Genomic DNA, 13926 nt, shown 5'->3' on the forward strand with positions numbered 1-13926 from the left:
AGAGCATGGGAACATATATCCTTCGCAGGCTCGCGCTCGTGATCCCGACACTGATCGGGATCATGATCATCAATTTCACCCTGGTCCAGTTCGTTCCTGGCGGCCCGGTCGAACAGATGATCGCCCGGATCGAAGGGCAGGGCGATGTGTTCGGCGGCTTTGCCGGCGCGGGCAGCGACATGCGGATCGAGGCGGCGGGGGGGAGCGACGCCTATCTGGGCTCGCGCGGCCTTCCTCCCGAATTCATCGCCGAGCTTGAACGTCAGTTCGGGTTTGACCGGCCGCCGCTGGAGCGGTTCCTGAAGATGATGTGGGATTATATGCGCCTTGATTTCGGCCAGAGCTATTTCCGGTCGATCAGTGTGATCGACCTTGTTCTGGAGAAGATGCCGGTGTCGATCTCGCTTGGGCTCTGGTCGACGCTGATCGCCTATATGGTGTCGATCCCGCTGGGGATCCGCAAGGCGGTGCGGGACGGGTCGCGCTTTGATACCTGGACCAGCGGTGCGATCATCGCAGGCTATGCCATTCCGGGTTTTCTGTTCGCCATCCTGCTTCTGGTGCTGTTTGCCGGCGGGTCCTACTGGCGGATCTTCCCCTTGCGGGGCCTGACCTCGGACAACTGGCATGATCTGACTCTGGTGGGCAAGGTTCTTGATTACCTCTGGCATATCACCCTGCCGGTTCTGGCGACGACGATCTCGTCCTTCGCGACCTTGACGCTTCTGACCAAGAACAGTTTTCTGGACGAGGTGAAGAAGCAATATGTCATGACCGCACGTGCCAAGGGGCTTGCCGAGCGCCGTGTGCTTTACGGCCATGTGTTCCGCAATGCGATGCTGATCGTCATTGCCGGCTTTCCGGCGGTGTTCGTCGGCGTCTTCTTCGGCAGCAGCCTGATCATCGAGACGATCTTCTCGCTTGACGGGTTGGGGCGGCTGGGGTTCGAGGCGGCGGTCGCGCGGGATTATCCGGTGATCTTCGGCACGCTGTTCGTTCTGGGCCTGATCGGGCTTGTGGTCGGCATCCTGTCGGACCTCATGTATGTCTGGATCGATCCCCGTATCGACTTTGAGACGCGCAACACGTGATGCAGCTTTCCCCCCTCAATCAGCGCCGCTGGCGCAATTTTCGTGCGAACCGCCGTGCCTTCTGGTCGCTTGTGGTCTTTGCCATCCTGTTCGGAACGTCGCTCTTCGCCGAGTTTCTGGCCAATGACCGGCCGCTGCTGGTCAAGTATCGCGGCGAGTTCTATACGCCGGTGTTCAACTTCTATCCCGAGACCACCTTTGGCGGCGATTTCCGCACCGAGGCTGTCTATCGCGACCCCGAGGTGCAGTGCCTGATCCGCACCGGCGGGGCCGAACTGTGCATCGATGATCCAGCAGCCGCGCTGGCCGAGGCCGAAACCGGCAGCATCGAGGGCGTGCCGGTGGTCGAAGGTTGGATGATCTGGCCGCCGATCCCCTATTCGTACAACACCGTCAACGATATTCAGGGCGCGGCCCCTTCGGCCCCTGATGGAAACCACTGGCTTGGCACCGATGACACGGCCCGCGACGTGCTGGCGCGGGTCATCTACGGGTTCCGTCTGTCGGTGATGTTCGCGCTGATCGTGACGGCGCTGACCTCGGTCATCGGCATCGCGGCGGGCGCGATCCAGGGTTACTTCGGGGGCCTGACGGACCTTCTGTTTCAGCGCGTGATCGAGATCTGGGGCGCGACCCCGAGCCTTTACATCATCATCATCGTCGCCGCGATCTTCCAGATGAACTTCTGGCTGCTGGTCGGCCTGATGACACTTTTCGGCTGGACCGCCCTTGTGGGCGTGGTGCGTGCCGAGTTCCTGCGGGCGCGAAACTTCGAATATGTGCGGGCCGCGCGCGCGCTTGGTGTTTCCAACGCCGCCATCATGTTCCGCCACGTCCTGCCCAATGCCATGGTCGCGACGCTGACCATGCTGCCCTTCATCGTCACCGGCACCATCGGTTCGCTTGCCGCGCTGGATTTCCTTGGCTTCGGCCTGCCGTCCTCGGCACCCAGCCTGGGCGAGATGACCCTGCAGGCCAAGCAGAACCTGCAGGCGCCGTGGCTGGCCTTCACCGCCTTCTTCACCTTCGCGGTCATGCTGTCGCTGCTGGTGTTCATCTTTGAAGGCGTGCGGGATGCCTTTGATCCAAGAAAGACCTTCCGATGACCCCTGTGCTTGAGGTGCGCGATCTGACGATCCGGTTTCGTCAGGACGGCCAGGTGACCGAGGCCGCGCGGAACCTGTCCTTCACCGTCGCCAAGGGGGAAACCGTCGCGCTGGTGGGTGAAAGCGGCTCGGGCAAGTCGATTACGGCGCTTTCGACGGTATCGCTTCTGCCCGATGCGGCCGAGGTCAGCGGTTCGGTCACCTATCTGGGACAGGAGATGATCGGCGCCTCCGAGGAAAAGCTGCGCCAGGTTCGCGGCAATGACATCAGCTTCATCTTTCAGGAGCCGATGACGAGCCTCAACCCGCTGCACACGATCGAACGTCAGATGCGCGAAAGCCTTTCGCTGCATCAGGGTCTGAATGGTTCGGCCGCACGGGCGCGCACGATCGAACTGCTGGAACAGGTGGGTATCCGCGACGCCGAAAGCCGACTGGATGCCTATCCGCACCAGCTTTCGGGTGGGCAGCGGCAGCGTGTGATGATCGCCATGGCACTTGCCAACGGGCCCGAGCTTCTGGTGGCGGACGAGCCGACGACCGCGCTTGACGTGACCATCCAGGCGCAGATCCTTGAACTTCTCGCCGATCTCAAGCGCAGCGTGGGGATGAGCATGCTGTTCATTACCCATGACCTGGGCATCGTGCGCCGGATTGCCGACAGGGTCTGCGTGATGAAGGCGGGCGAGATCGTGGAACAGGGCACGGTTGCCCAGATCTTCGGGGCGCCCGCGCATCCCTATACGCAGAAGCTTCTGGCGGCCGAGCCGCGCGGGCGGCCCGATCCGGTGCCCGCCGAGGCACCCGAAATTCTCCGCACCGAGCGGCTGCGGGTCTGGTTTCCGATCACGCGTGGCTTCCTTCGCCGAACCGTGGGTCATGTGAAGGCGGTGAACGCGGCCTCGATCAGCGTCCGCGCCGGGGAAACGTTGGGCGTGGTGGGCGAAAGCGGTTCGGGCAAGACGACGCTCGGGCTTGCGATTCTGCGGTTGATCCGGTCGGAGGGGCCGGTTCTGGTGCTGGGACGGGATGTGCAGGGATGGCAGTCGCGCCAGTTGCGGCACCTGCGCAAGGACATGCAGATTGTCTTTCAGGATCCGTTCGGGAGCTTGTCGCCGCGCATGACGGTGCAGGAAATCATCGCCGAGGGCCTTGCGGTTCACGGTGTGCCCCGCGGGCAGACGGCCCGGCAGATGGTTGCCGAGATCATGGAAGAGGTCGGATTGGATCCGGGCATGATGTCGCGCTATCCCCATGAATTCTCGGGCGGGCAGCGGCAGCGGATCGCGATCGCGCGGGCCATGATCCTGCGCCCGAAGCTTGTCATTCTGGACGAGCCGACCTCGGCGCTGGACATGACCGTGCAGGTGCAGATCGTGGAACTGCTGCGCGACCTGCAGCGGCGCCATGGCCTGGGCTATGTGTTCATCAGCCATGACCTGAGGGTGGTGCGCGCGCTTGCCCACAAGGTGATCGTCATGCGCGCCGGCGACGTGGTCGAGGCGGGCGAGGGCGACCAGATCTTTGATGCCCCACAGACAGAATACACCCGTGCGCTGATGGCGGCGGCGTTCGAGTTGAAGGCGCTCGACGTGTGAGGATCCTGCTGGTCCACCAGAATTTTCCGGGCCAGTTTCTGCATCTTGCGCCCGCGCTGCGCGACCGTGGCCATGAGGTTCTGGCGCTGACCGCATTTGGCAACAAGCGTCCCTCACCGGTTCCCGTGAATTTCTATCGCTTCGATCCGCCGCCGCTTGACCCGGGGGCCTGCCGGCTTGGCCGCAGCTATACCGAAATGACGGACAGGGCGACAGCGGTCGCCCGCGCGGCGCTCGTGCTGCGGGATCGTCACGGGTACGAGCCTGACGTGATCTTCGGTCATTGCGGCTGGGGCGAGACGCTGTTCCTGCGCGAGGTCTGGCCTCGGGCGCGGCTGCTGGTCTATGCGGAATTCTACCACGGCACGGAAGGGCGCGACACGTTCTTCGACCCCGAGTTCAGCCCGCGCAGCTTTGCCGGGGCGCTGGGCGTTGTCGCGCGCACGGCGGCATACGCCCAGGCACTGGCCCAGGCGGATGCAGCCCTTTCGCCGACACATTGGCAGGCCAGCACCTTTCCCGAAAGCTTCCGGCCCAAGATCAGCGTGATCCACGACGGTGTGGATACTGTCGCGCTGCGCCCGGATCCCGCAGCCAGGTACCGGCTGCCCGATCTTGGCGCGCAGCTTCACGCCGGGCAGGAAATCCTGACCTATGTTGCGCGCAACCTTGAACCCTATCGCGGCTTTCCCCAGTTCATGCGCGCGCTGCCGGCCGTGCTACAGGCCCGCCCCGACGCGCAGGTGTTGATCGTCGGCGGCAATGACACAAGCTATGGCAGGCCGCCAGAAGCCGGCGGCAGCTGGAAGGACGTGATGCTGCACGAAGTCGGCGGAAAGCTTGATCTGCACCGCGTGCATTTTCTGGGGCGCGTCCCCTACCAGGCATATGTGCGCATCCTGCAGATTTCGCGCGTGCACTGCTACCTGACGGTTCCGTTCGTGCTGTCCTGGTCGCTGATCGAGGCGATGAGCATGGGCGCGATGATCGTCGCCTCGGACACGGCCCCGGTGCGCGAAGTGATCCATGACGGCAAGACCGGGCGGCTGGTCGATTTCTTTGACACCGGCGGCCTCTCGGCGGCCCTGATCCGGGAACTGTCGGATCCGGGGGGGCAGGAACCGCTGCGGGCCGCAGCGCGCGATCTTGCGGTGCGCGACTATGACTTTCGCAGCGCCTGTCTGCCCCGGCTGATCGACTTTGTCGAAATCGCCGGCCGCTGAGGCTCAGATCGCCGAGGAATGCTGCGCCTTGGTCTGGTCATAGGCGTCAAAGCAGCGGGCGATCATCCGCGTCAGGGGCTGCCCCTCGTGCGGAATGCGCAGGCCGGTGGCGTCAAGCACCGCCATCCCCGGGAACTGCGCGGCAGCTTCGGCCAGCATGGCGTCCAGCTTGTCCGGCGCGACGCCGTAGCTTTCGATCATTTCCTGGCGCGAGATCGCGAAATCGCACATCAGCGCCTCGATCATCCGCGCGCGCAGCAGGTCCTCGCCGGCGAAGGCATGGCCGCGCCCGGTGGCGAAGGATCCTGCCCGGATCTGGCGCAGATATTCGGATGTCGCGGCCTTGTTCTGTGCGTAACCCTGCGGGAACCGTGAAATGCTCGAGGCGCCAAGGCCGATCAGCACCGGGGCGGTGTCATCAGTATAGCCCTGGAAATTGCGCCGCAGGCGGCCGGTGCGCGCGGCGATTGCCAGGCCGTCATCCGGCCGCGCGAAGTGGTCGATCCCGATTTCGGCATAACCGTCCCATGCAAACAGCCTGCGCGCGGTTTCGAAAAGGTGGAGCCGCTCTTCAGGGGTCGGCATGGCATCTGACGGGATCATCGTCTGGCGCCGTGCCATCCAGGGGACATGGGCATACCCGTAAAGGGCTACCCGATCGGGGGACAGTGCCAGCAGTTTCTGCACCGAATCAGTGATGCGGCGCTGGGTCTGATGCGGAAGGCCATACAGAATGTCGGCATTCAGACTGGTGATGCCACGGGCGCGGATCGCCTCGACCGCAGCGGCGGTGACGTCGAAGCTCTGCTCTCGGCCGATCGTTTTCTGGATCAGCGGGTCGAAATCCTGCACCCCGATCGAGGCGCGGGTCATGCCCGCCTCGGCAAGGGCATCGAGCCGTGCGGCATCGATCTCGTTCGGGTCGATCTCGACCGAGAACTCGGCGTTCTCGGCAAGTGGCGCCGTGTTGCGAATCGCCTGCGCCAGATCGCGCATCAGATCGGGTGTCATGAGCGTCGGCGTGCCGCCGCCCCAGTGCAGCCGGGCCAGCCTGACGCCTTCGGGAAGATGCTCGCGCAGGAGTGACAGCTCCGCCTTCAGCGTCTCCACATAGCTGATGACGGGATCAAGGGTGCTTGTCCCCTGCGTCCGGCAGGCGCAGAACCAGCACAGTCTGCGGCAGAAAGGCACATGCAGATAAAGGGAAATCCCCGTGCCCTCCGGAATGGCGCGCACCCAGCGCGTGAAGTCCTGCGGGCCGACGGCATTGCCGAAATGCGGAGCGGTCGGATAGCTCGTGTACCGCGGTACGCGCGCGTCAAATAACCCCAGGCGTGAAAGTTGCGATTCCGTGTTCATTCGTCTACCTTGCCCATTAACCGCATCGCAGCATTGACGCAGATCAAAATTGTCCAAACTCGCCCTCAAAGATGCCCTGCCATCCGCTCCGCAGGAATGTGGCGACTGCCCCATACGGCACAAGGCCGTCTGCGCCCGCTGTGATGGCGACGAACTCGCCCTGCTCGAAGAGATCAAGTATTACCGTAGCTTCGAGGCAGGCCAGACGGTGGTGTGGTCCGGCGACCGGATGGACTTCGTGGCGTCGGTGGTAACGGGCATTGCGACACTTACGCAGACAATGGAGGACGGACGCCGCCAGATGGTGGGGCTCTTGCTGCCGTCCGATTTCGTTGGACGGCCGGGGCGGGAGTTCGCAGCCTACGACGTGACGGCGACGACCGATCTGGTCATGTGCTGCTTCCGGAAAAAACCGTTTGAAGAGATGATGGGCCGCACGCCCCATATCGGTCAGCGGCTGCTCGAGATGACGCTCGACGAACTTGATGCCGCACGGGAATGGATGCTTCTGCTCGGCCGCAAGACGGCGCGCGAGAAGATCGCAAGCCTCATCGCGATCATTGCCCGCCGAGACGTGTCGCTTGGCCTGCGCAGCAAGAGCCAGCGCCTGAGCCTGGACATTCCCCTCACCCGCGAGGCAATGGCCGATTACCTCGGCCTGACCCTCGAAACCGTGAGCCGGCAGATGTCGGCGCTCAGGAAGGACGGGGTGATCGTGCTGGAGGGCAAACGCCATGTTGTCATCCCCGACTTCGACCGTCTGATCGAAGAAGCCGGCGACGACAGTGATGGCGGCTTCCTCGTCTGAGCCGCAGGTCCAGCGTCTAATCTGGCGAGCGGTCCCCGCAACGGGCGGCAGCGCCGCACGGGCGGGCTCAATGCCCGGCCGCGCGGCTCCTCTCCCCCTCTGTCAATGCGCCATGAAGACGGGCACGTCTGCCAGTTCAAGCATGTGGCGTGTCGTTCCGCCAAGGATCGCCTCGCGGAACCGCGAGTGGCCGTAAGCGCCCATCACCGCCATATCGGCATTCTGGTCGCGGATGTGGCGGCAGATGACATCGGAAATCCGCGGCATCGTGCGCGCCAGCACCGAAACCTCGGTGCGCACCCCGTGGCGGGCCAGCATCTGGCACAGCGCGCCGCCAGGATCCGAGCGTTCGGGCCCGTGCTGCGGCGGATCGATGATGGCGATATTCACCAGATCGGCCGCTTTCAGCAGCGGGAGCGCCCGCCGGATGGCGACAAGCGACTCGTTGCTCTGGTTCCAAGCGGCCACGATCCTGCGTCCGAAGTTCGGGTCGATTCCCTTTTCCGGAACCACAAGCACCGGCGCCTGTCCCGCAAAGAGTGCCGCTTCGATCGCGGCTTCGGCATCAAGTCCCTTGTCCTTGCCATAGGGCTTCGGCAGCACCACCAGGTCGGCGAATCGTGCCCGCAGGCCCACCAGCGGGGTCAGGCTGCCGATCTGCGCGACGGCTGGCTCGACGCTCCAGCGCAGGTTCTGCTTGTTCAGCCAGCTTCGTGCTGCCGTCTGCAGTGCCTCTGCATCCTCTTGCGCCTGCGCCAGCGTTTCCTGATAGATCATGGCCGAGGCGCCGGCATAGTAGTATCCGATCTGGGTCCGATCGAGCCCGAGGCAGAACACGTCAAGATGGGCGTCCATCTTCTGCGCGACAGTCGCCGCCGCGGCGAGCGTGGTTTCCACCTCGCGCGGCTGGGTCAGCACGCTCAGCAGGGTCTTGTAGGCCATGGTCAACTCCTGTCCGGTTACTCTTACATCCTAAGTCAAGTCGATCCGGTGCCGCTTTGACAAGGATCAATCTTCCGGTGCCCGAGGTTTGATGCAGATCAAGGTTTTCTTAGGGCCCGCCGTGCGAAAGCGTCTCTGACAGAAAGTCCCTGGAAGCCCGAGTCGTGCGGTTTCCGGGGCAGGGGACGAGGAAACGCCAAATGTGGGATTACCTGAAACTGATCGCGCTGGGGGTGATTGCGGTGCTTGCCGCCATCGCCGCCAATCACGCGCGCGATCTAGCCTATCTGGTTCACGCTATTCTGATCATGCTCGTTGCCGGAGGCTTGTTTCTCTGGCAGGTCCGCCAGGTGGACGAGCCGAAGCCAGTGCCAACCAACGAGTACATGGACGGCGTGGTGCGCGCCGGGGTCATCGCCACGGCCTTCTGGGGCGTTGTGGGCTTTCTGGGCGGGACGTTCATCGCCTGGCAGCTTGCCTTCCCCGAGCTGAACTTCGCCTGGGCCGAAGGCTATGCGAACTTCGGGCGGTTGCGGCCGCTGCACACCTCGGCCGTGATCTTTGCCTTCGGGGGCAACGCGCTGATCGCAACCTCGTTCTATGTGGTGCAGCGGACCAGCGCGGCCCGGCTTTGGGGCGGGAATGCCGGCTGGTTCGTGTTCTGGGGCTACAACCTGTTCATCGTGCTTGCGGCCACCGGATACCTGCTGGGGGCAACCCAGTCCAAGGAGTATGCCGAGCCCGAGTGGTATGTGGACTGGTGGCTGACGATCGTCTGGCTGGTCTATCTGGCGGTGTTCCTGGGCACGATCATCAAGCGCCGTGAAAAGCATATCTACGTCGCGAACTGGTTCTACCTCTCGTTCATCGTGACCGTGGCGATGCTGCATGTCTTCAACAACCTCAGCCTCCCCGTCTCGATCTTCGGTTCCAAGTCGGTCCAGGTCTTTTCGGGCGTGCAGGATGCGATGGTGCAGTGGTGGTATGGCCATAACGCCGTGGGCTTCTTCCTGACCGCAGGCTTTCTGGGGATGATGTATTACTTCATTCCGAAGCAGGCTGAACGCCCGGTCTACAGCTACAAGTTGTCGATCATCCATTTCTGGGCGTTGATCTTCCTCTACATCTGGGCTGGTCCGCACCATCTGCACTACACGGCGCTGCCCGACTGGGCGCAGACACTGGGCATGACCTTCTCGATCATGCTGTGGATGCCGTCCTGGGGCGGGATGATCAACGGCCTGATGACGCTGTCGGGTGCCTGGGACAAGCTGCGCACCGACCCTGTGATCCGGATGATGGTGGTGGCCGTGGGTTTCTATGGCATGTCGACCTTCGAAGGGCCGATGATGTCGATCAAGACGGTCAACTCGCTGTCGCATTACACCGACTGGACCATCGGCCACGTGCATTCCGGCGCGCTGGGCTGGAACGGCATGATCACCTTCGGCGCGCTCTACTTCCTGGTGCCGCGGCTTTGGCAGCGCGAACGGCTCTACAGCCTCAGCCTTGTCAGCTGGCACTTCTGGCTCGCGACCATCGGCATCGTGCTCTACGCCTCGTCGATGTGGGTGACCGGGATCATGGAGGGCCTGATGTGGCGCGAAGTCGATGCGCAGGGCTTCCTCGTGAACTCGTTCGCTGACACGGTTTCGGCCAAGTTCCCGATGTATGTGGTCCGCTCGCTGGGTGGCGTGCTCTACCTGCTGGGCTCGATCATCATGTGCTACAACCTCTGGAAAACCGTGACGTCGGTGGGTGCAAGACAGTCCACCACCAACACGGCCGTTCCGGCTGAATAAGGGGGTTTGTCATGGGAATTCTCGACAAACACAAGAAGATCGAAACGCATGCAACCCTGCTGCTGGTCCTCAGCTTCCTGGTGGTGACCATCGGCGGCATCGTGCAGATCGTGCCACTGTTTTACCTTGAGAACACGATCGAGAAGGTGGAGGGGATGCGTCCCTATTCGCCGCTCGAACTGGCCGGGCGGGAAATCTACGTGCGCGAAGGCTGCTATGTGTGCCACAGCCAGATGATCCGGCCCATGCGGGACGAGGTGGAGCGCTATGGCCACTACAGCCTTGCCGCCGAGTCGATGTATGACCACCCGTTCCAGTGGGGATCCAAGCGCACCGGCCCGGATCTGGCGCGGGTCGGCGGCCGCTACTCGGATGACTGGCATGTCCAGCACCTCGTGGATCCGCAATCTGTCGTGCCGGAATCGATCATGCCGAAATACGGCTTCCTGCTGAACCGGATGCTGGATGGTCAGTATGTCGATGATCTGATGCGGACGCATCGTCGGGTGGGCGTGCCCTATACGGACGAGATGATCGTCAACGCGCGCGCCGATTTCCTTGCCCAGGCCGATGCAGACAGCGATTTCGATGCCCTCGTCGAGCGCTATCCCGGGGCGCAGGTGCGCAACTTCGATGGCCGCCCGGGTGTGTCCGAAATGGACGCGTTGATTGCCTACATGCAGATGCTGGGCACGCTGGTCGATTTCTCGACCTTCACGCCCGATCCCAGCCGGTAGGCGCGCCATGGAAACTTACACATGGCTGCGCGCCTTTGCCGACAGCTGGATGCTGTTGCTCATGACGCTGTTCTTTGTCGGGGTGGTCATCTTCGCCTTCCGCCCCGGCAGCCGCAAGGTACACGAAGACACCTCCCGGATGATCTTTCGCAATGATGACAAGCCCGCCCCGGGGGGCGGGGAGTCCCCGAACCCCGAGGGTGCCGAGCGCCCGAAGAAGGAGACACGCTGATGGTCGACAAAGAAGACCGGGTGCCCGAAAACAAGGTGCAGCCCGCTGAACGTCAGTATCCCGATCCCAAGCGCGTCCTGAAGCGCAAGAAGGTGGGCGAGGTGCAGACCACCGGCCACACCTGGGACGGGATCGAGGAATATGACAACCCGATGCCGCGCTGGTGGCTCTGGACGTTCTACGCCACGATCATCTGGGCGATCGCCTACATGATCGCCTTCCCTGCCTGGCCGCTCATCCGGCAGGCGACGCCGGGGCTCCTGGGGTATTCGACACGCGCCAATGTCCAGTCGGAACTGGAAAGCTTCGAGGCGCGCAACGCCGAGTGGTTCGAGCGCCTCGTATCCACCGACCTGACCGAGATCCACCTGGACGAGGATCTTAACCGCTTTGCGGTGTCGGCCGGGGCAGCGGTGTTCCGTACCCATTGCTCGCAATGCCATGGCTCGGGTGCAGCCGGGGTCCAGGCTTCGGGCTATCCGAACCTTCTCGATGACGACTGGCTCTGGGGCGGCGATATCGAGGAGATTCACACCACCGTCGCGCATGGTATCCGCAACGAAACCGATCCCGATGCCCGTTGGTCGCAAATGCCGGCCTTCGGCGACATGCTGCCGCGCGAAGAGATCGACGCCGTTGTGCACCACGTGCTTGCCCTGTCGGGGCAGGATCACGACCGCACCCTCGCCCGGGCCGGCGCCGAAGTCTTCTATGACAACTGCGCTTCATGCCATGGTGAAGGCGGCGAAGGCGACCGCTTCCAGGGGGCGCCGCGCCTGAACGATGCGATCTGGCTTTATGGTGGCAGCGAAGACGCGATTCGCCACACCGTCTCCTACAGCCGTTTTGGTGTGATGCCGGCCTTTTCGGAGCGGATCCGCGAGTCCGAAATCCGTGCTGTGGCGCTTTACGTCCACCAGCTTGGCGGTGGCGAATAGAATGCCCTGGCCCCGATGGGGCCATGGTCTGCACCGGCACCCCTCCTGTTCGCGCGTTTCCTCGGGTGCCGGTGCTTTTTTGTCGTCGGAAAGGTGAATCACAGATTCGACTTTTTGACTCAGGTCAATGCACAGGCCGTCCGCGACGCCTAGCCAAGGTGCAGAGAACAGACCGAGGTGGTCCCGTGACCTTCCAGAACGAACAGCCCGCCAGCCTTTATGCCGCCCGCGAGCCCGTCTTTCCCCGTCGTGTGAGCGGACGCTTCCGCGCGCTCAAATGGTGGATCATGGCGGTCACGCTGGGCATCTATTACATCACGCCCTGGATCCGCTGGGACCGGGGCCCGAACCTGCCCGACCAGGCGGTGCTTGTCGATCTGGCCAGCCGCCGTTTCTTCTTCTTCTGGATCGAGATCTGGCCGCACGAATTCTACTTTGTTGCGGGCCTTCTGATCATGGCAGGGCTTGGGTTGTTCCTGTTCACCTCGGCCCTGGGCCGGGTCTGGTGCGGCTATGCCTGCCCGCAGACGGTCTGGACCGATCTCTTCATTCTGGTCGAACGCTGGATCGAAGGTGACCGCAACGCGCGGCTCCGGCTCTGGAACCAGAAGTGGGATCTGCGCAAGCTGCGCCTGCGGCTGACCAAATGGACTGTCTGGCTGGGCATCGCGGTGGCGACCGGTGGCGCCTGGGTGTTCTACTTCACTGACGCACCGACATTGCTGCGTAACCTTCTGCATTTCGAAGCTCACCCCGCCGCCTATATCACAATCGCCATCCTGACCCTGACCACGTTCTTCTTTGGCGGGTTCTTCCGCGAGCAGATCTGCATCTATGCCTGCCCCTGGCCGCGTATTCAGGCCGCGATGATGGACGAGGATACCATCACGGTCGCCTATCGAGACTGGCGCGGCGAACCGCGCGGCAAGCTGAAGAAGGCCCCCGCCGACGCGGTGGGCCAAGGCGATTGCATCGATTGCCTGGCCTGTGTCAACGTCTGCCCGATGGGAATCGACATTCGCGAGGGGCAGCAATTGGCCTGCATCACCTGTGCGCTGTGTATCGATGCCTGCGACGAGACGATGGACAAGATCGGAAAGCCGCGCGGGCTCATCAGCTACCTGGCGCTTTCTGACGAAGTGGCGGAAAAGGCCGGCGCCCAGCCGAAATCCGTCTGGAGCCACGTGTTCCGGCCGCGGACAATGCTTTACACGTTCCTCTGGGCAAGTGTCGGACTTGGTCTGCTGGTCGCCCTGTTCATCCGGTCTGACATCGATGTCTCGGTCTCGCCAATTCGCAACCCGATCTTCGTGACCCTGTCGGATGGCGCGATCCGGAACACCTATGACGTGCGGATCCGCAACATGCATGGCGAAGAACGTGCCTTCGCGCTCTCCTTCACGGCAGACGCCGATTTCGTCATGACGCTCGAGGGGGAAGAGGGGCTGCTGACCACGGTTGCCCCAGATGCGCAGAAACTTCAGCGCGTTTATGTCACTGCGCCCGCCGGCAGCCCTGCCACGCGCGCCCCGCGGACCGATCTGCGCATCTGGGTCGAGGACCTGGAAAGCGGCGATCGCGTCCATGCCGACACGCTTTTCAACGGACGAGGACAATGAATCACAGCTCCGTATCTGCACGCCCACTGACCGGGCGCAAGGTCTTTGCGATCACCGCCACCTTCTTCGGTGTCATCATCGCCGTGAACCTGTTCATGGCACGGCAGGCCATCAGCACCTTTTCGGGTCTCGAGGTGAAGAACAGCTATATCGCGAGTCAGCACTTCAATGCCGATCGCGATGCGCAGGTTGCGCTTGGCTGGCAGGTGAATGCGGATGTGCAGGGCGACATGCTTGTGATCGCCTTTACCGATTCTGCGGGTGCCCCGGTCGAGGTTGCGGATCTGCGTGCCACGCTGGGACGCGCCACCCATGTGCGGGAAGATCAGACCCCGGATTTCGCCTATTACAACGGTATCTTCACCGCCCCTGTCGCCGTTGCTCCGGGGAACTGGAATGTGCGGCTCGTGGCGACGGCACCGGATGGCACCACCTTCCGCCAGCGTGTCGTTCTTTACGTGAAAGGCTAGG

The 13926-nt window shown here is 63.0% G+C and carries 13 protein-coding genes; 11 read left to right on the plus strand and 2 right to left on the minus strand.

Annotation, left to right across the window (positions count from 1 at the left end; all coding sequences use genetic code 11):
* Positions 1-5 precede the first annotated feature (5 nt).
* From ACFQXB_RS16580 to ACFQXB_RS16595, 4 genes are read left to right on the plus strand one after another with little or no spacing between them, the layout of a single operon-like run.
* Positions 6-1091: a microcin C ABC transporter permease YejB gene (locus ACFQXB_RS16580; protein WP_377406068.1), complete on the plus strand. Its 1086-nt coding sequence runs from the start codon at positions 6-8 to the stop codon at positions 1089-1091.
* Complete coding sequence (locus ACFQXB_RS16585; protein WP_377406070.1) at positions 1091-2197, plus strand: ABC transporter permease; 1107 nt, start codon at positions 1091-1093, stop codon at positions 2195-2197. The genes ACFQXB_RS16580 and ACFQXB_RS16585 overlap by 1 nt, the downstream gene beginning before the upstream one ends.
* Positions 2194-3795, plus strand: coding sequence for an ABC transporter ATP-binding protein (locus ACFQXB_RS16590; RefSeq protein WP_377406072.1), 1602 nt, complete (start codon positions 2194-2196; stop codon positions 3793-3795). Before ACFQXB_RS16585 ends, ACFQXB_RS16590 begins: the two co-directional genes overlap by 4 nt.
* Entirely contained in the window at positions 3792-5018 is a 1227-nt protein-coding gene (locus ACFQXB_RS16595) for a glycosyltransferase (RefSeq protein ID WP_377406074.1), read from the plus strand. Before ACFQXB_RS16590 ends, ACFQXB_RS16595 begins: the two co-directional genes overlap by 4 nt.
* A 3-nt stretch (positions 5019-5021) precedes the next feature.
* On the opposite strand, the gene hemN is transcribed toward ACFQXB_RS16595, so the two are convergent.
* Positions 5022-6377 (minus strand): oxygen-independent coproporphyrinogen III oxidase, encoded by a 1356-nt coding sequence (gene hemN, locus ACFQXB_RS16600; protein WP_377406076.1) that lies wholly within the window; start codon positions 6375-6377, stop codon positions 5022-5024.
* Between the two features lie 76 nt (positions 6378-6453).
* Here hemN and fnrL point away from each other — a divergent pair, with 76 nt between their 5' ends.
* A complete protein-coding gene (fnrL, locus tag ACFQXB_RS16605; protein WP_377406163.1) occupies positions 6454-7185 on the plus strand; it encodes a transcriptional regulator FnrL in 732 nt (243 codons plus the stop codon).
* 102 nt (positions 7186-7287) lie between these two features.
* Here fnrL and ACFQXB_RS16610 read toward each other — a convergent pair whose 3' ends face one another.
* Positions 7288-8127, minus strand: coding sequence for a universal stress protein (locus ACFQXB_RS16610; RefSeq protein ID WP_377406078.1), 840 nt, complete (start codon positions 8125-8127; stop codon positions 7288-7290).
* A 200-nt stretch (positions 8128-8327) separates the two neighbouring features.
* On the opposite strand from ACFQXB_RS16610, the gene ccoN reads away from it, so the two are divergent.
* The 6 genes from ccoN to ACFQXB_RS16640 all read left to right on the plus strand — a co-directional run bounded on the left by ccoN (position 8328) and on the right by ACFQXB_RS16640 (position 13925).
* The gene (ccoN, locus tag ACFQXB_RS16615; protein WP_377406080.1) at positions 8328-9929 is read left to right on the plus strand and encodes a cytochrome-c oxidase, cbb3-type subunit I; all 1602 of its coding nucleotides are present in this window, start codon (positions 8328-8330) and stop codon (positions 9927-9929) included.
* Positions 9930-9940: 11 nt separating this feature from the next.
* The gene (gene ccoO, locus ACFQXB_RS16620) at positions 9941-10666 is read left to right on the plus strand and encodes a cytochrome-c oxidase, cbb3-type subunit II (protein WP_377406082.1); all 726 of its coding nucleotides are present in this window, start codon (positions 9941-9943) and stop codon (positions 10664-10666) included.
* Between the two features lie 7 nt (positions 10667-10673).
* The gene (locus tag ACFQXB_RS16625; protein WP_377406084.1) at positions 10674-10898 is read left to right on the plus strand and encodes a cbb3-type cytochrome c oxidase subunit 3; all 225 of its coding nucleotides are present in this window, start codon (positions 10674-10676) and stop codon (positions 10896-10898) included.
* Positions 10898-11836, plus strand: coding sequence for a cytochrome-c oxidase, cbb3-type subunit III (gene ccoP, locus ACFQXB_RS16630; RefSeq protein ID WP_377406085.1), 939 nt, complete (start codon positions 10898-10900; stop codon positions 11834-11836). The genes ACFQXB_RS16625 and ccoP overlap by 1 nt, the downstream gene beginning before the upstream one ends.
* Positions 11837-12021: 185 nt before the next feature.
* Positions 12022-13455: a cytochrome c oxidase accessory protein CcoG gene (gene ccoG, locus ACFQXB_RS16635; protein ID WP_377406087.1), complete on the plus strand. Its 1434-nt coding sequence runs from the start codon at positions 12022-12024 to the stop codon at positions 13453-13455.
* Positions 13452-13925 carry a FixH family protein gene (locus ACFQXB_RS16640; protein ID WP_377406088.1) on the plus strand — a complete coding sequence of 158 codons (474 nt, stop codon included), beginning with the start codon at positions 13452-13454 and terminating at the stop codon, positions 13923-13925. The genes ccoG and ACFQXB_RS16640 overlap by 4 nt, the downstream gene beginning before the upstream one ends.
* Position 13926 lies beyond the last annotated feature (1 nt).

This window comes from Halodurantibacterium daqingense, from assembly GCF_042666235.1.
Classification (GTDB): domain Bacteria; phylum Pseudomonadota; class Alphaproteobacteria; order Rhodobacterales; family Rhodobacteraceae; genus Halodurantibacterium; species Halodurantibacterium daqingensis.